This is a genomic window from Proteiniphilum saccharofermentans (assembly GCF_900095135.1).
GTDB lineage: Bacteria > Bacteroidota > Bacteroidia > Bacteroidales > Dysgonomonadaceae > Proteiniphilum > Proteiniphilum saccharofermentans.
The window spans coordinates 3277021-3300959 of sequence record NZ_LT605205.1 but is presented as its reverse complement, the minus strand read 5'-3'; the positions used below and the strand labels follow the sequence as shown (position 1 = coordinate 3300959).

13 protein-coding genes are annotated in these 23939 nt (G+C 45.0%); 8 read left to right on the top strand and 5 right to left on the bottom strand.

Translation table 11 applies throughout. From position 1 onward, the window contains the following. Positions 1–63: 63 nt before the first annotated feature. The 8 genes from PSM36_RS12850 (at position 64) to PSM36_RS12815 (ending at position 14723) form a co-directional block, all read left to right on the top strand. Positions 64–1512, top strand: a complete 1449-nt coding sequence (locus PSM36_RS12850; protein ID WP_083711053.1) for a glycoside hydrolase family 76 protein — start codon at positions 64–66, stop codon at positions 1510–1512. A gap of 22 nt (positions 1513–1534) precedes the next feature. Further along, a complete protein-coding gene (locus PSM36_RS12845; protein ID WP_076931275.1) occupies positions 1535–4705 on the top strand; it encodes a SusC/RagA family TonB-linked outer membrane protein in 3171 nt (1056 codons plus the stop codon). A 42-nt stretch (positions 4706–4747) separates the two neighbouring features. Beyond that, positions 4748–6805 carry a RagB/SusD family nutrient uptake outer membrane protein gene (locus PSM36_RS12840; protein ID WP_076931274.1) on the top strand — a complete coding sequence of 686 codons (2058 nt, stop codon included), beginning with the start codon at positions 4748–4750 and terminating at the stop codon, positions 6803–6805. 126 nt (positions 6806–6931) lie between these two features. After that, positions 6932–7747 carry a DUF3823 domain-containing protein gene (locus tag PSM36_RS12835; protein WP_076931273.1) on the top strand — a complete coding sequence of 272 codons (816 nt, stop codon included), beginning with the start codon at positions 6932–6934 and terminating at the stop codon, positions 7745–7747. Between the two features lie 77 nt (positions 7748–7824). Then, positions 7825–10008: a hypothetical protein gene (locus PSM36_RS12830; RefSeq protein WP_076931272.1), complete on the top strand. Its 2184-nt coding sequence runs from the start codon at positions 7825–7827 to the stop codon at positions 10006–10008. Between the two features lie 151 nt (positions 10009–10159). Then, positions 10160–11329, top strand: a complete 1170-nt coding sequence (locus PSM36_RS12825; RefSeq protein ID WP_076931271.1) for an IS4 family transposase — start codon at positions 10160–10162, stop codon at positions 11327–11329. 94 nt (positions 11330–11423) lie between these two features. Beyond that, positions 11424–13703 (top strand): GH92 family glycosyl hydrolase, encoded by a 2280-nt coding sequence (locus PSM36_RS12820; protein WP_076931268.1) that lies wholly within the window; start codon positions 11424–11426, stop codon positions 13701–13703. 387 nt (positions 13704–14090) lie between these two features. Beyond that, positions 14091–14723: a hypothetical protein gene (locus PSM36_RS12815; protein ID WP_154671028.1), complete on the top strand. Its 633-nt coding sequence runs from the start codon at positions 14091–14093 to the stop codon at positions 14721–14723. Positions 14724–14789: 66 nt separating this feature from the next. Here PSM36_RS12815 and PSM36_RS12810 read toward each other — a convergent pair whose 3' ends face one another. The 5 genes from PSM36_RS12810 to PSM36_RS12785 all read right to left on the bottom strand — a co-directional run bounded on the left by PSM36_RS12810 (position 14790) and on the right by PSM36_RS12785 (position 23938). Then, the gene (locus PSM36_RS12810) at positions 14790–15974 is read right to left on the bottom strand and encodes a glycoside hydrolase family 88 protein (protein WP_076931265.1); all 1185 of its coding nucleotides are present in this window, start codon (positions 15972–15974) and stop codon (positions 14790–14792) included. Between the two features lie 21 nt (positions 15975–15995). Then, positions 15996–17927, bottom strand: a complete 1932-nt coding sequence (locus tag PSM36_RS12805; RefSeq protein ID WP_076931263.1) for a heparinase II/III family protein — start codon at positions 17925–17927, stop codon at positions 15996–15998. A 16-nt stretch (positions 17928–17943) separates the two neighbouring features. Further along, entirely contained in the window at positions 17944–19332 is a 1389-nt protein-coding gene (locus PSM36_RS12800; protein ID WP_076931261.1) for an alpha-L-fucosidase, read from the bottom strand. 15 nt (positions 19333–19347) lie between these two features. Further along, complete coding sequence (locus PSM36_RS12795; RefSeq protein ID WP_154671027.1) at positions 19348–21879, bottom strand: glycosyl hydrolase family 95 catalytic domain-containing protein; 2532 nt, start codon at positions 21877–21879, stop codon at positions 19348–19350. Between the two features lie 334 nt (positions 21880–22213). After that, positions 22214–23938 (bottom strand): RagB/SusD family nutrient uptake outer membrane protein, encoded by a 1725-nt coding sequence (locus tag PSM36_RS12785; protein WP_076931256.1) that lies wholly within the window; start codon positions 23936–23938, stop codon positions 22214–22216. Position 23939 lies beyond the last annotated feature (1 nt).

Sequence of the window (23939 nt, the reverse complement as noted above, 5' to 3'; positions counted from 1 at the left end):
GGAATAAAATAAGTGTCGTTAATCCAATTTAATCTTATTAATATAGAAAATAAAATAAATAGTATGAAAAAAAATGTGATTATTGTAATAGGCACTCTTTTCCTGCTCATGACCTGTGCTTGCGGAGAGACTACGCCGGAAAATGGTAACCAGGAACCTCCTCCTTCGCAGGAGGAGAGTCTTGCGGAAAGGAATCTGACGCGAGCCATGGAACTCGCCGATAACGCGATTGCCGCTCATTTTACGGGAAGTGCGATGACTATGGCCCGGTATTACAACCCTTATACCGATACCCGTTCAGATGAGGTGGGGAGTATATGGATGTATACCAGCGCTATAGAAGCAGTCAATGCGATCCTTCACGCACTTCAGGCAGAAAAAGAGCAGGGAAACGATTCGCGCTACAATGAGCACTTCGACCGCTACTCGGAGCAACTCAGTAACCTTTATGACAATGCTGATTACTATCTGGGAACATTCACGCTAACCTCATATACCCAGACGAAGGAATGGACGGTCTACGGTGTCAACCGGGGAGCATCCAAAGGAGGGGCCCGGGTAGATGGGATTGAAAATGTGTATGATGACCAGATGTGGTTGATACGGGAATTGCTGGAATCTTATAAACTGACGGGCGAAGTGCAATATCTTGAAAAAGCAGAATACCTTACTGAATATGTACTCGATGGTTGGGACTGTACTTTTGATGCGGATGGAAACGAGACCGGAGGTATCCCATGGGGGCCGGGATATGTCACCAAACACTCTTGTAGCAATGGACCGTTGGTGAGTCCTTTAGTCTGGCTCCATGAACTCTATAAAGGAAAAGATGATGAGGTGCCCCATCGCTATATCGATCCGGAAGACAGGAGAACAAGGAAGACGCAACAGATGAAGAAAAGCGAATACTATCTCATGTTTGCCGAAAAGATATATGACTGGCAAAAGCAGTACCTGCTCCGGGCCGATGGTGTGTATGACGATATGATGGGTGGATGTACCCCGGGAAATCCTGAATTGGAAACAATCGACGGAGTTACATACCGCAAGGGGATCACCTGCCGCGACAGGGTAGGACCTGCAATCACCTATAACAGCGGTACCATGTTGTCGGGTGCTGCCGATCTTTACAGGGCGACGGGCAATGGAAAGTATCTGGCCGACGGGTCGGGGCTATCGGATGCGAGTTTCACCTATTTCGCCAGGAAAGACATGAATGTGCAAGGATATTATACCTATGATATCAGTGGCTTCAGAAATTGGTTTAACGGAGTACTGATGAGAGGATATGTGGATTTTTACCCCTCCTATTCGAAAGCTGCTACTTATATCGACTCTTTTCAGAAGAATCTGGATTATGGTTACGACCAGTTCCTCTATAACGGGTTTCTACCCACCAACCTGCTGGTCGGATGGAGCCGGACCAACAATAACAACAATACGGAAGGGATGTTCAATTTTGCTTTTGCGGCTGAGTATGCAGTGTTGTCACGGTATGAGCTGACAAAATAAAACCAATAAAAATTTTAAGGGTATGATAAAAAGATTTTTTACCGGAGTGAGTGCCTTTCTGCAACTGGCATTGCTGGTGCTTCTTCTGGTTCCGGCCACATCATTGGCGCAGAATATCAATGTAACAGGAGTGGTCAGGGATACCGATAATGAACCACTGCCCGGGGCAACGGTAATGGTAAAGAACAGTACTGTGGGAACTGTTACCGATATCGACGGGCGTTATTCGATCAATGCCCCGGAAGACGGGGTTCTGGAATTTATGTTCCTGGGATTCATTACAAAGGAAGAACCGGTGAACGGTCGTTCCGTGATCGATATGATTCTGGAATATGAACAGCAGAGCCTCGATGAGGTGGTTGTAGTAGGTTATGCCACACAGAGAAAAGTTACGCTGACAGGTGCGGTATCAGGAGTGAAAGGTTCCGAAATGATACAGACCAAGAATGAGAACCCTCAGAATATGCTTACCGGGCGTATACCCGGTGTAAGGGTATGGCAAAAAAGTGCAGAACCCGGTACATTCAACAATAATTTTGATATCCGGGGACTGGGTAGCCCGTTGGTAGTGATTGACGGGATACCCCGGAGTACCGGAGAATTTCAGCGGCTTAATCCCAACGATATCGAAGACATATCAGTGTTGAAAGATGCGTCGGCTGCCATTTACGGAGTACGTGCGGCCAATGGGGTAGTGCTGGTGACAACCAAGAAAGGTTCCAGAGAAGGAAAGACCAGTATAGAACTCAATACCTCCTATACTTTCCAGCGGCCATCGGGTATGCCGGTGCTGGCCGATCCCTATGAGACGATGACGATCTATAACGAACGGGCTATGAATAATATCAGCGGGGGAAATATCATTTATACGGAAGCAAATTTTGAAGCGTTTCGCAATGGTACGCGCCGTACCACTGACTGGACTTCACTGCTCTTCTCCAACTATTCTCCGCAAACCCAGTCGGATCTGAGTATTACCGGTGGGACTGAGAAAACCCAGTATTATATCGGATTGGGGCATCTTTATCAGGAAGGATTTTTCAAGTCGGGCGATCTCAACTATAATAAGATCAACCTCCGGTCGAATATCACAACTGAGATCATCGACGGCCTTACTTTCGATCTTAATCTGAGTGGTATTGCCGATCAACGCAATACCCCCTATGCCAGTTCGGTCGATATTATCCGGAATTACTGGCGTCAGGGAGTACTCTTCCCGGCCTATGCGGATCCCGAAAATACGATGCTCAATCATGAAGGTCTTGATCTTGAAGAGAATACGGTGGCGATGATTTACTCCGATGTGTCGGGTTACCGGAAATATGCCCAGAAGTACTTTCAGTCCTCTGCTGCCCTGAACTATGACTTCAGTAAGATTTCCGGCAGCCTGCAAGGCTTGTCGGCAAAAGCACTGGTCAGCTATGACTACCGGATGGATGATAATAATATCAATAGAAGAGAGTATTATCAGTATGCTTATAATACGGTAACCGGCTCCTATGATGCGAAACTGTATAACAGGAGCTCTCCCAACCAGATCAGAAGGGAGATGTATAGTAAGAGCCAACTCCTGGGTCAGTTTATCCTGAACTATAACCGTACGTTCGACGACAGACACTCTGTAAGCGGTTTGTTAGGGTGGGAAACACAGAAACGTGTCGGTGATAATTTCTATGCCCAGCGCGATCTCGCATTCAGGATGGAATACCTTTTCGCCGGTGTGGACGAGAACCAGATCGGAGGAATGAGATCCGGACAAGACGATATCTATGAACTGGCCAATTCGGCACTGATCGGTAGGCTTAATTATACCTACGGAGACCGGTATATCGCTGAGGCACAATTTCGTTATGACGGCTCTTCAAAATTTGCCGAAGGTTATCAATGGGGATTCTTCCCTTCGGCATCCGTCGGATGGCGTATCTCTGAGGAGTCGTTCTTCAAAGAGTGGGAACAAGCATCATTTGTAGACCAGTTGAAGCTGCGGGCAAGTTACGGGGTGCTGGGTGATGACGGTGAGTTGAGGTACGACTGGGCAACCGGTTACACCTATCCGGCCACATCCGGAAATGCCGAGAATGGGTATTACAACCAGTATGCTCCCGGTTATATTTTTGGAGATGAATTTGTATACGGGGTTTCGACCCTGGCGTTGCCCAACAGGATGATTACCTGGTTTACCGCGCATACGTTCAACGCAGGGATCGATTTTGACGGCTGGAACGGACTCTTCGGCTTTTCATTCGACTTCTTTAACAGGGAAAGGCATGGACGTTTTGCCCGCCGTGTGGGTGACCTGCCTACAGTGGTGGGAGCGGAGGCCCCACGGGAAAATCTCGACAGCGACCGCCATTTCGGAATGGATCTGGAATTGTCTCACAGAAACAGGGTTGGTAATCTCTATTACAGGATGAAAGCAATGGGGACAATCACCCGCCAGAAATATCTGACCGCTTCTGAGAAAGGACCTTGGGGAAATTCATACGACAGATGGCGTAATGATAACCTTACCAATCGTTACCAGGGGATGCAGTTCGGTTTTGCTACGGACGGACGATACCTGAGTTGGGAGGATATATGGAGTTACCCTATCTATAAAGAGCGGGGTACTTTGCCAGGCGATTATAAATACCTCGACTGGAACGGCGATGGAGAGATCAACGATCAGGACCAACACCCTATTGCCTTTGACCAGACTCCGTGGTTCAACTACAGTTTCACGTTCGACGCGACCTATAAGAATGTGGATCTTAGCCTTCTCCTGCAAGGATCGGCGCTTGGTTCCATGGAATATAAGGAAGCGCTCTACGGAATATGGGGAAGTAACGGCGGAGGTACACTGACGCAATACCTTGACAGGTGGCGTCCCGTCGATCCGTTGGCTGATCCCTGGGATCCGTCCATTGAATGGATCAGCGGTTACTATGGATTTACCGGGAACTATCCCCGTGCAAACTCTGGCTTTAACCGTGTAAGTACCGCCTATCTCCGTCTTAAAAGTATTGAAATAGGGTATACATTACCTAAACTGAGATCTTTCTCGTCAATGGACCTGAGACTATTTGCCAACGCATATAACCTGCTGACATTTACCGGAGTGAAATTTGTGGATCCGGAACATCCGGATGATGAACTGGGAAGACTCTACCCATTGAATAAGACATTTACCGTGGGACTTTCTCTTAAATTCTAAAAGTCTTCCAATAGTTATGTACAAGAAAAATAAAATAATCGTATGAACAAAATATATCAATTAATATTGGTACTGCTTCTCTTCATTACCTCATGTGCGGATCTCGATATCCCGCCGAAGAATATTATCAGTGATGAAGATCTGCTGACCAGCGAGTCGGGTATGAATATCTATCTGGCACGTATGTATAGTAATATGCCGTTTGAAGATTTCAAATACATGGCAGAATGGGGTGTGGAATTCAACGCCTGGCTTGGTGCATTGGGTATCGAAGGTACGGGTGAAGCACTGAATCGTGACGGTATCAGTACTGCTTTTAGAGGTGAGAGAACTCCTTACTGGGGTAAAGCTTTTACTCTTTTGAGGGATGCAAACTACCTGATTGAGAATCTGCCTCTCTATGAAGGTTCTTTCCCTGAAAACATGTATAACCACTATTTGGGTGAAGCTTATTTTGTAAGGGCATTTGTATTCAATGCCATGGCAAGGCGTTTTGGCGGCGTGCCGCTGGTTACAAAGGTCATTCAGTATCCTGCAGAACAGGATGCCCTGGAGGTGCCCCGTGCAAGTGAGGAGGAGACCTGGGACCAGGTGCTTGCCGATTTCGACCGGGCGGTTGAACTGTTACAGCCGGCAAGTCCCAAAAAAGGTTACGCCAACAAATATGTTGCACTGGCTTTTAAATCGGAAGCAATGTTATATGCCGGAAGTGTGGCTAAATACAATGAAACGGTATCCGGCCGTCTTACCGGCTTCGGTGAAAAGACCGGAGTGCGTGTAATCGGTTTTGCTGAAAACGCATGGGAAGCAGCTTCCAGAAGATATTTCAAGGAAGCCTACCTCGCTGCCCGGGAAGTGATCGAAAGCGGAAACTATGCTCTTTACAAGAAAAGATGGGCTGCCAATAATTCCGAAGCACAATATCAGAATATGGTGGATATGTTCAGTGATCCCGAAAGTCCTGAGAACATTTATGTGAAACAATATTCCTATCCCACTATGACTCACGGATATGATGCTTATAGTGCCCCCTTTATCTTTAAAGCACCACTCGCTTCCGGCACCTGTCCGACGCTCGATTTTCTGGAACTGTTCGAAGGATTTGACAGGTATCCTGACGGTACGGTGAAAGTAACTACCGGCAATTCCAACACCCAGGGCGAATACCTTATGTATGACTCTCCTCTCGACTTCTTTGCCGAAGCTGAACCGCGGCTGCGAGCCTATGTGATTTTTCCGGGCGATCGATTCAAAGGAAGAGATATCGAAATACGTGCCGGTATCTATACCGGAAACGAACCTGTTAGTCCGCTCTTTAATGATTATTCTTATCAGACAGCTGAAACCAGATATCAGCATCTGGATGCTTACAGAACGAATCCCAAAACCCTTTATCTTAGTCCGAGAGAGGGCAATAGTCAGGAATTGGTTGAATATAACGGCACACAGATGACAGCAGCCGGCGCGAACGGCCCTTTCTATGACAATGGGGAAGGATGCCTGACCGGCCTCTATGGAAGGAAATGGCTGAATCCCGATCCCTCTTTCGAAGCAGGTGAAGGAAAATCGGATCAACATTTTGTACTGATGCGTTATGCCGATGTATTATTGAATGCCGCAGAGGCTGCCGTTGAACTTGCTCTGTTCGGTGAACCCTCTCCCGACGGTGCAGATCTGATGCAGGTAGCCACTGATGCTGTGAATGATATCCGGGAAAGGGCAGGTGCAACTTTGCTTACCGGTTCCGTCACTCCCGATGTGAGCGGGCGTAATATCGTGCGAAAAGAGAGACGTAAGGAGTTGGCGCTGGAACATAAGACAAAGTGGGACCTGCGTCGCTGGAGAGTACAGCATTACGAAAACCGGGATGGCTTCTGGGGTGAAGTGAGAAATAAAGATTCCTTCAGCAGCAATACCCGTTATCGCTTCCGCGGTCTCTATCCTTTCTTCTCTACCGGGAGTGGAAAATATTTCTTCGATGCCCGCTTCCAGTGGGTCAGCCTGAAAACCTTTGAGTATAATATTATAGATTACTACTTTGGTATTCCAGGCGGAGAAGTGACCAAGAGTCCGGTTATCGATCAGCAACCCAACAGATAATATTTCACAATGTAATGATTCGGTGATGTGATGATGTATGTAACGATGTGGTGATTCATTTTTAATTCCCATATCCCAAATCAAACATCCCAAATCTTTACGCTTTACTCTAATAAAATTAATCAAATGAAGAAGATCGCATATTTTATAATATTGGTTGCCCTGCTCTCTGTATCTTCCTGCAGTATGTTTGAGCTGGATAACTATGAAGCTCCCAAAGAGACGTTACAGGGAGTAGTGGTGGATGCAGCTACCGGAGAGCCGGTACTGACCGACCAGGGGAGCGAAGGGATCAGAGTACGTCTCACAGAACTTAGCTGGGGAGATAATGTGACGCATAATCCCGATTTTTTCTGCATGCCCGACGGTACTTTCCGGAACACAAAACTGTTCAAAGGACACTACAATGTCCGGATTGACGGCCCGTTCATTCCCCTGTTGAGGGAAGACGACCGCGGTGTTCCTCTTGCCGACGAAACGCAGGATGTGGATATTGAGGGTGTGACCGAGGTTAAGTTTGAAGTGCAACCATTCCTGAAAGTGGAGTGGGTGGATGAACCTCAGGTAATTAATGGTAAAATACGGGCAAAGGTGAAAGTGACCCGTGGAGTATCGGAAAGTGAATTCCGTGAGAAAATTGAACCGATGGGCGGTTATAGTAACAGCTTCCTGAATGTGACGGATATTCAGCTTTTCGTGAGCTATTCTCCCACAGTGGGATACCGTGCCCGCGACGAGCGGTGGTCGAGTTCCATCGAATATTCCGGCACCTCTTTTAACAACCTGCTGGGAGAAACAGTTACTATAGAATCCAACGGAACGATCCCATCCGGGCGGGTTGTCTTTATCCGTGCCGCAGCCCGGATAAACTACGATACGCCCAAAGGTAGCGGTACCCGCCGGTGGAATTATAATGCACCATTGGAGGTGTTGGTACCGTAAAATATACTATATTTGAAGTTTAAAGTCTTTCTGATCGAAGGAAAGACTTTAAACTTCTTTTTAATAAAATATAACCTATGAAGAGATCAATGATCACCCTGTTTATCGGATTGTGTCTTTTGATACCATTGAGCGCCCAACAGGAGAAGAAAGTGAAAACCACACTCCAGACATCCCGGGAGTGGAGGCCCACTATTGATGTGAGATCAGATGCCGTGATGGTGTATGGAGTAGGAGGAAATCCTTCCGATAAATCAAGAAGAATACCTTTTGAAGACCGGGTACAATCCTGGCGTGACAGAGGTTATATAACCCATTTTATGACCGGGATAGCATGGGGTGAATACCAGGATTATTTTACCGGGAAATGGGATGGCAAGATGCATCTCGACGAAGGACAGGTGCAGCAGAACGGCGATACCATCTGGCATGGCCATCTGGTGCCTTATATTGTCCCGTCGGAGAATTTCCTGCGCTATCTCAAGGAGATGCATGTGAAGAGAGTGATCGATGCCGGTATTGATGTCATCTTCATGGAAGAACCCGAATTTTGGGCGAGGGCGGGATACAGCGAAGCTTTCAAGCGCGAATGGAAAAAATATTACGGTTTCGACTGGAGGCCGCAGCATCTGTCGCCGGAAAACACCTATTTATCCAATAAACTGAAATATCATCTCTATTATAATGCTCTCGACGAGGTCTTTTCTTTTGCCAAGGAATACGGGAAGAGCAAGGGGATGGATGTGAAATGCTATGTCCCCACCCACTCCCTGGTCAATTACGCCCAATGGATGATTGTCAGTCCGGAAGCGAGCCTGGCCTCGCTTCCCTCGGTCGACGGTTATATCGCCCAGGTATGGACCGGCACTTCCCGTGAGCCGAACTATTTCAATGGCAAAATGAAAGAACGGGTTTTTGAAACGGCATTTCTTGAATACGGCTCTATGGAATCGATGACTGCCCCTACGGGCAGGGAGATGTTCTTCCTTACAGATCCGATTGAGGACTGGCCACGCGATTGGGTGGATTACAAGAAAAATTATGAAGCTACCTTTACGGCTAAGTTGCTTTATCCGCATATCGATAAATATGAGGTAATGCCCTGGCCGGAACGGATTTACGAGGGACTATACCGTACCAGTCGGGATAGCGACAAAAAAGAGAGAATACCGCGACACTACTCTACCCAGATGCAGGTGATGGTCAATACATTGAACCTGATGCCGCGGAGTGAGAATCGGGTGGACGGATCGCACGGTATAGGGGTACTTATGTCGAACTCATTGATGTTTCAGCGTTTTCCCGAACATGACGGGTATGAAGACCCCCAACTGGCTAACTTCTACGGGCAGACGCTTCCGCTATTGAAAAGGGGAGTGCCGGTACAGACCGTGCATATGGAGAATCTGGCCTATCCTGAAACTTTGAAAGATATTAAAATCCTGATCGCTTCCTACTCCGGCATGAAACCTATGGAATGGCAGTCACACCGCTTACTGGCCGAATGGGTGAGAGAGGGAGGTGTATTGCTTTACTGCGGGAGAGACGACGATCCCTTTCAGCAGGTGACGGAGTGGTGGAACAGCGGTGGAAATAATTATGCTACCGCTTCGGCACACCTTTTTGAAGAATTGGGGTTGCCGAAGCCGTATGCAGCAGGTGAATATACTGTTGGGAGCGGAAAGGTCCATATCCTGCGGAACGATCCCAAAGAGTTTGTCCTGGACGAAAATGGTGATACCCTGTTCGTGGACTTATTGAAGAAAGCCTATAGCGAGGTGTCAGGCGAACCTCTCCTTTTGAAAAATTATTTCAGCCTGAAAAGAGGACCTTACCTGATGGTTTCCGTATTGGATGAATCGGTCGGAACCTTACCTTTTATTGCAGAGGGTAGCTTTATCGATCTTTTTGATCCTGAAATTCCGGTACTGAAGAAAAAAGTGGTTAATCCGGATCAACAGGCATTATTGTATGATATCGATGCGATAGATGACAAGGAACAACCCCGTGTACTTGCAACTGCTGCACGTGTGAGCGACGAGAAGAGAGAAGATAATAGCTACAGCTTTATCGCGAAAAGTCCGATCCACACTACGAATGTGATGCGTATTTTCTTGCCGGAAGAAGCTGCAACCTACAAGGTGATGAATAGCGCCGGCGAACCTGTCGATCATGAATTTTCCTGGGATAATGAGAGCGGAACCGCTTTTCTGAAGTTTGAAAACAATCCCGACGGTATCGCTGTGCAGTTGGAATGGTGATAATTGATTTATTGATATGATACATTAGTGGGCACTTAAATAAAAAAATAGTTCTTTGAAATCTTTTGTAGATCGCAGTTTTGAGAAATTTTAGTTGTGTGACGATTTGAAATGCGATGATTATATTTTACTTTGCCCAAAAGTAAAAATCATGAATCAAGGCAAATATATTTTCGCGCAGCTTACAGATTTTCTACCACGCAGGGTATTTGACAATATCGTATCCAGACACGATGGAAACAAGAAAGTCCGAAGTTTCACCTGCTGGAACCAGATGCTATGCATGATCTTTGGACAATTGACAGCCCGTGACAGTATGCGGGACTTGATGCTGAGCCTGGAAGCCCATCAATCCAAATATTACCATTTGGGACTGGGGGCAAGCGTAACCCGGACAAATCTGGGTAAAGCCAATCGTAACCGTAGCTATAAAATCTTTGAGGATTTTGCCTATGTGATGATGGACAAGGCCCGTCAAAGTCATTACAGGGAGGACTTCGAAGTCAAGGTGGACGGGAACGTCTATGCCTTTGACTCCTCCACCATCGACCTGTGCCTGAGTGTCTTCTGGTGGGCGGAGTTCCGCAAGCACAAGGGAGGCATCAAGTTGCATACATTGTATGACCTGAAGACTTCCATTCCGACTTTCGTGTTGATCACCAGCGCAAAGGTCAATGATATGAACGCGATGGATTATCTTCATTATGAATCCGGGAGCTTTTATATCTTCGACCGCGGATACGTGGACTTTGACAGGTTGTACCGGGTGAATGAATCCGAAGCCTGGTTTGTCACGCGGGCCAAGAAGAACTTCAAGTTCCGCAGGATGTATTCCCGGGAAGTTGACAAGTCGACGGGCGTGCAATGCGACCAGATCGGGAAACTGGAGGGATTCTACCAGCAAAAGGACTATCCCGGCAAACTGCGCAGAATCAAGTATCACGACGTGGAACTGGGCAGGGACTTCGTTTTTATAACCAATAACATGGACTTGACGGCCGTCGAGATAGCGCTACTGTATAAAAAACGCTGGATGGTTGAGCTGTTCTTCAAATGGATAAAACAACACCTGAAAGTAAAAAACTTCTGGGGAACGACCATCAACGCCGTTAAAATCCAGTTATATTGTGCTATCATCGCTTACTGTCTGGTAGCCTTGATTGGTTACGAATTGAAAGTTGAGCGTCCAATCTACGAAATTCTGCAAATACTCAGTATCTCCCTACTGGACAAAACTCCTATAAGAGAGATACTTACGAATTGCGATTACAAAAATGTCAAAGAGCTCGATTATAAACAATTAAAAATCAACTGGATCTAAGTGTCCAGTAGTGGATATGATAATGTGATGATTAAATTAAAATTTTGAAATCCAAAATCTTGAAATTCGATAAAAAAAAATAAAAAATAATTATATGAAGAAGATCCTGTTATTGAGTCTCGTTTTTTTCCTGGGGATGATTCTTATGGTGAGTGCGCAACTCTGTAATCCGGTTGATTATGTGAGTACGTTGGTGGGAACCGATTCCAAGTATGAGCTCTCTACTGGGAATACCTATCCTGCAATTGCCCTGCCCTGGGGGATGAATTTCTGGTCACCCCAGACCGGTAAGATGGGTAGCGGATGGATGTACACCTACCATTCCGATAAGATCAGGGGGTTCAAGCAGACCCATCAGCCCAGTCCCTGGATGAACGATTACGGCCAGTTTTCGCTGATGCCTCTTACCGGAAAGCCGGTTTTTGATGAGGAAGAGCGGGCGAGCTGGTTCTCCCATAAGGCGGAGATAGCCAAACCCCACTATTACCGGGTTTACCTGGCCGATTACGATATAACCACCGAGATCACTCCTACGGAACGCGCTGCCATGTTCCGTTTTACCTTTCCGGAGAACGATAGCGCCTATATCATTACCGATGCTTTCGACAAAGGCTCCTCTATCCGCATCATCCCTGAAGAGCAAAAGATCGTGGGTTATACTACCCGCAACAGCGGTGGAGTCCCTGATAATTTCAGGAACTACTTTGTGATTATTTTTGATAAACCTTTTACTTATGTTGCTGCTGTAAAAGATGGCGAGATTGACGAAAATGAGAAGGAATTTACCGGAAACCATGCCGGTGCGGTGATCGGCTTTAAGACCTCCAGAAGAGAGCAGGTACATGCCAGGGTAGCCTCCTCCTTTATCAGTGAGGAGCAGGCACTGCTCAACCTGAGGGAATTGGGAGACGACTCGTTCGAAGCTATCAGGGAAAAGGGAGAAGCCCGTTGGAATGAGGTGCTGGGACGGATCAGGGTAGAGGATGACAATATCGATAACCTGAGAACATTCTATTCCAACCTTTATCGTACACTGCTTTTCCCGAGAAATCTCTCCGAGATCGACGCCGACGGCAACATTTACCACTACAGCCCTTACAACGGGGAAGTGCTTCCGGGCTATATGTTCACCGATACCGGTTTCTGGGATACTTTCAGGAGTCTTTTTCCTTTCCTTAATCTTGTCTATCCCTCCGAAAATGTGAAGATGCAGGAAGGATTGGTGAATGCCTATAGGGAGAGTGGTTTTCTTCCCGAGTGGGCCAGCCCGGGCCATCGTAATATCATGGTGGGTAATAACTCCGCCTCGGTGGTAGCCGATGCATATATAAAGGGATTGAGGGGATACGAAATTGAAACGCTCTGGGAAGCGCTCAAGCACGGCGCCAACAACGTGCATCCCACAGTGCCTGCGTCGGGCCGTACCGGTTACGCAGAGTACAACAAGTACGGGTATATCCCCAATAATGTGAAGATCAGCCAGAATGTGGCCCGTACGCTGGAGTACGCCTATAACGACTGGACTATCTACCGCCTGGGAAAAGCTTTAGGTAAGCCGGAGCCGGAAATTGCTATCTACGGTGAACGGGCGATGAACTACAAGAATCTTTACAATCCCAAACATAAACTGATGGCGGGACGTGCGGACGACGGCTCATTCTCCGACTCGTTCAACCCGACCGACTGGAGCCGTGATTTTACTGAAGGGAACAGCTGGCACTACTCATGGTCGGTCTTCCACGACCCACAGGGATTGATCGACCTGATGGGAGGACGCAGTGAGTTCGTCAATATGCTCGATTCCGTCTTTGTCATTCCGGGACTGGAAGGAATGCAAAGCCGCTCCATGATCCATGAGATGCGTGAGATGCAGGTGATGGATATGGGACAATACGCACATGGCAACCAACCCATCCAGCATATGGTTTATCTCTATAATTACGCCGGTGAACCGTGGAAGGCCCAATACTGGGTAAGGGGAATCATGGATAAGCTCTATTCTGCTGCCCCCGACGGTTACTGCGGCGATGAGGACAATGGTCAGACCTCCGCCTGGTACGTCTTTTCCGCATTGGGATTCTATCCTGTTTGTCCCGGCAGTGATGAGTATATCCTCGGTTCACCACTATTTAAATCGGTAGAGATTGACCTGGAGAATGGCAAAACTCTGCAGATCCAATCAACGGATAATGCAAGGGGGAATCGCTATATCGAAGAGATGGAACTGAACGGCAAACGATATACAAAGAATTTCCTTACCCATGGCGACCTGATGAACGGGGGTAAGATCACATTCAGGATGAGTTCCCAGCCCAATAAGGAGAGAGGAATTCAGCGTGAGGATTTCCCTTATTCCTTTTCGAATAACAGATAAGACAGACAATAGGTATATTTATTACCTACCATATATATAAAGGTAAGTTTTCGTCGCCAAAGGTGAAAACTTGCCTTGTTCTTTGTGTTCCTTATCCTGCCGTCCGGATTTGGTAGGGTAGTACAGATACGGTCGGAGGAAGGCGAAAAATTTAACCATAACCATGCAACGTTTTTAGTTTTTTTGCATCTTATAAATGAATGGGTGTATCTTATTATTTATCTTGATTAACAATCAAATATTTAATACTTTTACCATAGAATTAGCCGAAAATATGAATCCATATCTGCCATCGGGCTTTAGATACTACTTGTGAACAGAGTTTGCAAGTGAGCGGTATTATGTTGAACTACATGTAAATTTATCAATCAATTAAAGATATATACAATGAAAACGGAAAAACTGTTATTTGGGATGTCACTCCTGTTTACACTAATTGCAATGGCAGGATGTGAGAAGGAATCAGAGGAATTACCCACGTGTCAGAATGATCAATTACTGTTTGACTTTACGATTCAGTTATCAAACTATATAGATGAATTGATCTCTTTTCATCACGAGCGTAATCCGTCTTTTTACTATATGTATATGGATGATGTTGCTAAGCTAAATCTGGAAGATAAGATAGTTTACTACGAATCCATCGGTGAAGGTTATCAACCAAGTTTTTCCTCGTTGTGGGACGGTAGTGAAGAACGAGTTTACACAACCGAATATGTTTTATCATTGAATTCTGTGTTAGATACGATGGATGCCTCGTTGCGGAAACATTTACTGTCCGTGGCAATCGATAAGCACCGGAAAAAGTTTGGTGTGGAATATGTCACTCCTTTTCAAGCTCGAAGATCAGGTATATTATTGATATTATCCATCTTGCAATATGAAAATGCATATACTGTACTGGATAAAATATGCGGCTATTGTAGCAAATATAATCTGGATGATCCAATCGAGTTATCGGTCAATAATAATTTCAATAAATTTCTTATAAAGGAGGTATCACGTTATTTATCGAAATAAAAAATAAACACTCCGTCCATTTGCAATAACTGCAGATGGACGGGGTTCATTTATGGCTCGTGATTATTACTCTTCAATATCCCTTTTACGTTTCAATGCTTCGAGGAAATAGTAATCGGCGTAATTCAAAGGAACATCGATTTCGTTGTTGTGAGGGATACTTCCTACGCTGTGCATCAGCAGGAAATGGCCGTTTGTTCCCGGTTCCGCACGATATGCTGGTGATGCAAGACTTTCCATAATGAGGTCTGCATATTCCTTGTATTGCTGTGGATTGTCGACATCCATTGTACTGATTTCATATAAGGCCGAAGCTATGACTGCTGCGGATGAAGCATCGCGGTATTCGTTCGGGATTTCCGGCGCATCCATATCCCAGTAAGGGATCAAGTCTTCGGGCATATCCTTATGGTTACGCATAAAATTGAATGCTTTCAGTGCCATCTCGATGTATTTCCGGTCACCGGTTTCCCGGTAGCAGAGGGTAAATCCGTAGATCGCCCAGGCTTGCCCGCGGCTCCAGGTTGATTCGTGGGCATATCCCTGTGCCGTGTGGCGATTACGTACCGAACCATCCTCCATACTGTAGTCAATTACATGGAAGGTGCTTCCATCGGGGCGGAATTGCTCTGTCAGCGTTCTGTTGGCATGCGAGATGGCAATTTCACGGAAAGAAGGATCGTCTGACAATTTGGTAGCTTCGAACAATAATTCCAGATTCATCATATTGTCGATGATTACGGGACATTCCCAGCCGCGTTCCGACTGCCATCCACGCTCGACGTCCCATGATTGCAGAATACCAGCGACCGGGCGGAAACGGGTAGAAAGCGATTTTGCCGCCTGGATAATAATATCTTTGTATTCGGGTTCACCGGTCAGACGTAAACCGTTCCCGAAGCTACAATAGACCATGAAGCCTACGTCATGGTGCCAGGTGAGATTTTTGGCCTCTTCGATGCCTTTTGAATACTTATGTGCCAGAGGGCGATAGGACTCATCTCCGGTCAACTCATAGAGATACCACACTGAGCCGGGGAAGAAACCGCTGCGCCAGTCGGCATAACCACAGTAGTAGACGCTGCCGTCTTGTTTTAATGTTACCGGATTCAGGAATTTGTCACTCGCTTCAATTACTTCGATCTCTCTGCCGATCTGGTCAACTGCAAAATCGATATTTTCCCGGATAAAATTGTTCTCCTCTTTTGTTCCTGTACCGCATGAAACCAGTGCGAGTACAAAGACCGACATCACTAAACTCTTCATTTTATTTTATTTTATTTTATGGATTGTGTATGTATATGTTCCCGAAGGGATTACTTTTTTTGCATTCAATGAAACCCGATAGATTTCTTTACCCCATACATTGGAAAGGCGGGGATCATCAAGTGTAATCGTCTCAATTACAGGGGTAAATATATTCTTATCATATGATAATTGTGCATTTACGCTTTCTACCTTGACGATTATTTCTCCCGGACGACTGATATCGACAGTCCCCCAGGTCAGGAAATTGACCTGATTAGGAGTCTCCGCTCCATTCAGGGCAAACCGGTCTTCTATCTTTAGTTCGTTTTTACCTAATGTATATGCACGTGTCCACTGTTTTACTCCGGCTTCTTCAGGGTAGGCTGTCGCTATATTTGCCGAGAACTGCATACGCGCCGGATTGAATTTTACATCGGTAGCCTTATACTTTGTCCCGAATGGTTGGGCTGCACCGTTGATGAGCGGCAGGTTGTGATAATTACTTTGCATCGTCCAGATGGAATAACGTTCTGAACTGAATGTCTGGCGTGTATATGTCCCTACACCGGCATCGATAAAGACGGGGACTGTATCGAGATAGAGGGAAAATGTACCAATATCGTTGTGGTTATGGCTTTCGTTATTATATCCCCCTTTTGCTGCCAGGAAAAAGCCGTTTTTATTCGACATGTAGCAGAATTCCGTCTCGGGATACCAAGTGTGTGATGGTGTTTTATACGTCGGCATAACTTGTTGCATTTCATCAAAGTAAAGAAGGGTCTGCAGTGTCCTGAAAATGTCACGCCCCGATGAAACCGCTATTTTTTCCGATCTGCTGTTCAGATAGGCCGCAAAATGCATCATATCTTCACTCCTGACTGCCTTTCCGTAACGGTAAATCAACGGGCCGCTACCACCGCCTTTTGCCGACGCATCTGCGAAATTTACTACCCAACCGTTCCCTACGTAAGAGCGAACGATATATTCCCCCATATTTTTGATCATGGGATCATCGAATATGGAAACTTTCCCGCCTGTGCCGTCATACAGCATTTGCAGGTAATCATACATTTTCCCTGCGGCGTGTCCCCAATAAGATGGGCCTTCCTCACACGCCCCGTCGGAGTGGGTGTAGTTGATAAACTTATCTACCGAAACCATTGTCCGGTAAACCGCTTCGGCAAGTTTATCACGGTCGTTCTCCAGCAGGAAGAAAGTCTGGAGGACATTGAAATTGCACCAAGGATTCCAGTTGTTGACCATCATGCCTGGTTTATAATCAAGGGCCATCCACCAGAAACTACTGTCATTCATGAAAGTATCCAGTGTCCGTTCCTGTAATTCTTGCCGCAGACGCTCCGAAATAGCCGGATTTACTTTGTCAAATTCTCCATGCAAATAATAATATACCCAGGCCAGAAGTGAACTTAAGTCGCCTGATGTTAAATCAATGACATGTTTTTTATTATCGGGTAGAGAACGGTGAGATATTTGTTCCCGTCCCAAATGAGCAGATAACACCCATGAACTCATTTCGCAGGAATAAAAAACGCCGTTGATCAACTGGTCGATAAACCTGCCTTTTCCTTCAGCCAGCTCTGCCATCAAGAGATCGGCAATAGCCTGGTTATTCTGACCGAAAGGATCTTCCATGATACGACGGTTACCGCTTCGTTCAAATTCAATATAAGCAGTAGCCGGAACAACCTGCCATTCATAAGAAAGTCTTTTTTCTCCCTCGCTGATAAAATGATCTTTTGTATTCCCGAGAAACTGATCCCAGCCTGCACGGTCAGTGTAAGTGGGGTAGGGCACCCATTGTTGATCGGAGATTAATGCAGATTTTATTTGCTCCAGTGAGGCTGCTTTTTGCAGCAAATCCTTTTCAGTGTATGCATGAACAGGAATGGAGCAGATAAACAAAAATGGTAAAATTGAATGAAAGAGGATCTTCATGTCGTGAAAGTGTAATTTATAGTTCTACTTTTATCGTGTAAATAGGAATGGTTTGTTTTTGGATCATGTCACTTGGTACCTGAATCCGAACACCACCATCTACATATTCCCAATTCAGTTGATAGCCTTCGTCTAACAGCCCAATCTGTTTTATATTCCTGGTTTTATCTAATGATTTTATTACAAAATCAGTGTCATACACATGTCTTGCTATAATATAGAGGCATCCCTCTTTGGTGGTAAATCTAAAGTCGGGGTATTTATCTTTGGGAATGGCATCAAAAACAGCATCATGAAACTCTTTATCAACTGTTTCCCTTTGTTGATTTTCACTAAAATCTTCCCCGAAAATATGCCATGGCCTTGTTTCGTAAATTGCTTCACTATTAATTTCCATCCAATTATGGAACGAGTCTAACCCCGGTCTTGTAAGTGAGGGGAATGTCCCTTTTCTTGTCGGGCCTATGTTAAGCAATAAATTACCGCCTTTACTCACTACATCCACAAAACTCCTGATCAGGATTTCCGGCTCTTTGTATACCGTGTCAAATTGATTATATCCCCAATTTTTGCCCATGGTGATACACGTTTCCCATGGATTTGGATTTATCTCATCGGTTAATTGTTGCTCTTTTATAGAGTAGTCGCCCAGATTATTCCCGATTCGGCTGTTGATTAAACAGGTGGGTTGTATAGATTCTATTAATTCCCTGATCTCGCCACTTTGTTTTTCAGTGACAAGTTCAGGCGTATCAAACCATATCATGGCTATATCTCCGTAATTTGTGAGTAACTCGACGAGTTGAGGTTTGACTTTTCTCTCAATATAGGCATTCAAATCCTTGGCATCTTCGTCGGGATAATCCCAGGTATTGCTTCTTCCTGCTTTTTCCGGCCAATTGGTGGGCACATCGGGATCTTCCCAGTCACGGCCCAAAGAATAATATAAACCCAACATAATGCCTTCGTCCTTACATGCTTTTGCCAATTCTTTCAGAGGGTCTTTCCCATATGGAGTAGTTTTTACGATGTTGTAATCACTCACTTTTGAGTCATACATGGCAAACCCGTCGTGATGTTTTGTTGTAAATACAATATATTTCATCCCGGCTTGTTTAGCCGTTTTCACCCATTGGGTTGCATTGAATTGTGTCGGATTGAATTCTTTCGCTATTGCTGCATATTCCTTTAAAGGAATTTTTTCATACAACATAAAGTGTTCACCTCCTCTGGAAGGAACACCTTTCCATAATCCTGCTGTTTGAGAATAAAGCCCCCAGTGGATGAACAGCCCGAACTTGGAGTCCTGGAACTGTTGCATTGCCTGTTCATCTCCTTTATTCTGAGCAATAGATGCCATGTAGAACATAGAGAATATAACTAATACAAAGAAAACCTGTTTCATATCTGTTTTATATTATCACATAGAGTCTGTTGTTAATTCGTATTCAGCACCCTTTGTCGTTTCAAAGTCAAACAGATAACTATCCTTTAATGATAAAGGAGTTATTGTTCCGGAATAAACAACTCTACCGGATTCCTCATCCACAAAGTAAAAACTATTAGGATTATCGCCTGTGGCCTCATTCAATTTTACATCTTTTGAAGTCAGTGCCTGGTGCGTCCTTATCCTGCAATTACCTCCGAGGGCAGAATGAATTGTAACTCTTGAAATCTGTCCGTTTTTCCATTCCAGATCGACTGTAAATCCGCCCCTGGCACGTATTCCTTCTATATAGCCATCCTGCCATTTATCCGGCAATGCCGGTAACAGGAAAATTTCTCCCCCATGGCTTTGTAAAATCATCTCAGTGATACCTGCCGTCCCTCCGAAGTTGCCATCAATCTGGAATGGAGGATGTGCGTCAAACAAGTTGGCATATGTGCCTCCACCTCTGGTCGATATATCAGTAGCATCTACAAATCTCAGACCGCTTTTGAGCATCTGGTATGCATGGTTTCCATCTTCAAGCCGTGCCCAGAAGTTTATCTTCCAGGCCATAGCCCAACCGGTTCCTCCGTCACCGCGCATCTCGAGTGTCCTTTTGCACGCCGCAGCCAATTCGGGGTTAAGCCTTGACAGGATCTGCTTTCCCGGATGAAGGCCGAACAAATGAGATACATGCCTGTGTTGAGGATCCACATCCGTAAAATCTTCATGCCATTCCTGTAGTTGGCCTTCACTGCCAATATGCAACGGATAGAGGTTATCCCTGGTATGGATAAGTCGCTCTTTAAACTCTTTGTCCAATTCCAAAATTTCCGATGCCCGGATACAATTACTGAACAGATCCCATATCATTGACATATCCATGGTGGAAGCCTTTGCAATCTCTCCCTCTTTAAGTACACCATTTGCGTCGGTATAATAAAAACTGTTCTCTGGAGAAGAAGATGGATTTGTCACGAAATAACCGGTCTCGGGATCTTCCTGTAACCACTCCAGCATAAACAAGGCAGCGCCTTTCATCAGGGGATAGGCTCGTTTTTCCAAAAAATCACGGTCTCCTCCAAAAGCATAATGTTCCCATAAATGTTGGCAAAACCAAGCCCCGGCCATGGGCCAGCACGACCATCTTGGCGAGGCTTTGGGGTCTTTGTCATAACCACCCGAGGGAACAGTCTGTGCCCATAGGTCCGTATTATGATGGGCAACCCATCCGTTTTGTATGCCATAATTTATCTGGGCTGTTTTCTCCCCGCTTTGGGATAAAAGTTCAATCAGGTCGAACAATGGTTGATGGCATTCGGCAAGGTTTGTTGTTTCCGTAAGCCAATAGTTCATTTCCGTATTAATATTTGTCGTGTAATTGGATCCCCAGGGAGGTTGTATATGTTGATTCCAAATGCCTTGTAAATTTGACGCTTTACCGCCGGGTCTCGACGAGGTGATAGCCAGATAACGACCATATTGATAATACAATTCTACCAAACCATTATCGGAATCATCTTCACTAAAACGCCGTAATCTCTGGTCTGTTGTCAATGTATCCTGCAAACTCCCTTTCTTTCCAAGAGAAAAACGGACCTTATTGAATAACTGTTGATAATCATGGATATGTGACCCAAGTAACTGTTTGTAGCTACGATCCAGTGCCGACTTTAAATATTTCTTCGCCTCTTCCGAAGGATCTTTCCCTTCATGCCCCGGAGATTTTTCAATCCCGTTGAAACTGGTGGCCGCTGATAGAATAATAGTTGCTGAATGGGCATTTGTTACAGAAATAATACTATCATTTCCTTCTGAAGATCCTCCCTCCAGTACCAAACGCGAATGTACCTCAAATTCCATCCCTTCACCATCAGGGTCATACACGATCTGATCTGGAAATTCAAGTCTGTGGGCAACATATGAAGGGGCTTTACCTTTCAATATTAAAAGATTTTTTCCGTTGGATTCTGCCCTGTATTTTAATGCACTACCTTGCCATATGTCAAATGAGAGTGCATTTTTTTTATCTGATTCCAGATGGATAACCATCACTTGGTCAGGATATGAGATAAATGATGTACGGGTATAATTTACTCCGTCCATTTCAAATTTTACTGTCGCCGTTGCATTCGAAATATTCAGATCCCTATATATATTTTTTACTTCTGCGGTTTCCGCCATTCGTATATACAGGTCGGAAAGAGGTAGGTAGCGTGCAGTATAGGGACCCTGTGCATTCTTCTTCCATAACTCTCCCGCACCGGTGTAATCCCCTTTGTCTATTGCCTGACGAATAAGTGGTAAAGCCTCTTTGGCTTTCGGATTTGTGCAGTCTTTCGGGTACCCCGACCACAATGTCTCTTCATTTAACTGGTACCTTTCATTCAATGGATCACCGAACAGCATGGCACCTATTCGTCCATTACCCAGTGGTAACGCTTCTTCCCATATAGAAGCGGGGGTATTGTACCAAAGTTTTAATTCTTCTTCCTTTTCTTTTTTATTTGAGCAGGATATCATTGAAAAAAACAATAAAGTTAGCACTACATTATAAATCCAAAGTCGTATCATATTGATTTGAAGGTTGAAATTGTTTTTTCCAACATCTGTGCCGGATTTTTATCTCTTTTATCTGTATAGCAAACTCTCCGGATTCACCCCCGTGGTCGTTGATATTATTGCCATTGAGGATAAAGAAATCTTCGGGGTCATGATTAACAAGTCGGAGAAACACGCTCATTTTGTCGATTTTAAAAAACTAGAAACTGTAAGCTCGAAGTTAGTGAAATATTAATAAAAAACAACTTATCCGGAAAGAAATTATTCTCTCCGGATAAGTAAAAGATTTATGATATTACCATCCCGGATTTTGGGTTAATGATTCATTCTTTTCGATTTCATCACTCGGGATAGGCCATAAATAATCACGATCTTCATTGAATTTACGGGTAAGCAGTCGTTTACCGGTAATTCCAAGCTCATCTTTGTTCAGCATCGTGTGGGATAATCTCCAACGACGTAAGTCGCTGTCCCTGAATCCCTCATTGGCCAATTCATAAGCTTTTTCCTTGAAGATACGATTGAATACTTCCTCTTTGGTACGGGCTTCGAGATGTGCAGGTCCGCTGTTTAACAAGGCCATATCCACACGGGCACGTACTTTGTTGATGTATTCAACGGCTTTGTCTTGATTGCCTACTTCATTATAACATTCTGCTAACATCAGGTAGACATCCGCTAAGCGAATAATACTATAGTTGACAGGGGTATGTTCACGGTTTGTGGCTGTGCCGTCCCAATCACCTTCCGGAACATACTTTCTCCAGAAATAGGTTTCCCATCCACCTCTGTTATTACGCATAAATCCGTTAGCTTCGTTCAAGCCGACAATACCTCCGTCCGCTTTTTTAGCGAAATAGAAATCCATTTCTCTCGGAGCATTTGAGTACCATCCTAAATATTTGGTATAAGGCATGATCAGAGTAGCACTCATACGAGGGTCACGCTGTTCATACATTTCCATGATAGTTTCGGCTTCTTCAGGAATCTCAAGAATTCTTGTTCCGTCATCAGTGGATAGACAGCGCCATACACGCTCTTTTACATCGTTACTAGTGGTATATCCCGGGAACAACTCATTCCAGTCAAACGGTCTTCCGTCTTTATATTCATACATATCCGCCAATCCTGTAGAGGGAACCGTATTGTTCCAGCAGCTACCACGGGTATTACGGGTTCCTGCATAGAAAGCGAAAGGCATACCATACATTTGTCCGATATTACCAATATTTACGATGGTGAAAACTGCTTCAGGCGATCCGTTGCCGGCAGGTGTAAACAGTTCTGCAAAATCAGGATGAAGAGAATGTCCGTATTGGGGTTTTAATACCTCTTCGAAGGAGTTGATAGCAGCCTGGTAATCTTTGTTGTAGAGTTGGACTTTTCCTAATAATGCATACACCGAGCTTTTGGTGGCACGGCCGTAATTCGCTGCATCCCATTTATCGGGTAATCCTGCCTGGGTTGCATCCTGCAAATCTTTTATTATGAATTGCCGGGTATCTTCGGCACTACTACGAGGTTTATCAAGATTATTGATGTCTGTTTCCAGATTAGTGGTTTCATCATAAATCGGAAGACCGCCAAAATAGTCAAACAAGTGGAAATAGGCCAGTGCACGCAGGAATTTAGCCTCTCCAATAAGCATCTTTTTTGTCTCTTCGTCAATTTCGGATGATGAAATACCCCGGATAGCCAAATTTGCACCTTGAATCGAATTATATCCATTTTGCCATTTACCATTCAGAAAACCGGTAGTGGGTGTGGCTGTGCCTAAAATTAACGCTTCATACTGGTCGTAACCTACTGCCACGTCAGAATTGATGTCTGTAAGGAATTGTTTGCCATACAGGTCGGTTCTTTTAAATGTAGCATATACCCCCATTAAACCTTGTTTACATTGATCTTCGGTCTTCCAGAACGTGGCCGAACTAAGCTGGTCAAAGGGTGATCTGTCTAAATCATAACACCCATTCATAGCAATAAATGCGACGATGATGAATAAATATATTTTTCTCATA